Annotated in this window: 1 pseudogene; it reads left to right on the top strand. The window is 73.1% G+C overall.

What is annotated here, in order from left to right:
- A pseudogene (locus JHD74_RS26820) lies at window positions 1-320 on the top strand (hypothetical protein); the annotation flags it as partial.

The following is a 320-nucleotide window of genomic DNA, read 5'->3' as shown; positions in this document are numbered from 1 at the left end:
CCCCCCCCCCCCCCCCCCCCCCCCCCCCCCCCCCCCCCCCCCCCCCCCCCCCCCCCCCCCCCCCCCCCCCCCCCCCCCCCCCCCCCCCCCCCCCCCCCCCCCCCCCCCCCCCCCCCTTTTTAATGCTCCGGCGACCACCGAGATCTACACCCAGTTGGCATCGTCGGCAGCGTCAGATGTGTATAAGAGACAGGAATTGACCAGCGAGGGCTTTTTGATCCGCATGCAGGGTGTAGGCACCTTCGTGGCCGAGGCCAAGGCACACACCGCGTTGCTGGAAGTGCATAATATCGCCGACGAGATCGCCGCCCGTGGGCACC

This window comes from Serratia sp. ASV30 (genome assembly GCF_016428815.1).
GTDB lineage: Bacteria > Pseudomonadota > Gammaproteobacteria > Enterobacterales > Enterobacteriaceae > Chania > Chania fonticola_C.
This window is presented reverse-complemented; position numbering and strand designations above follow the sequence as displayed.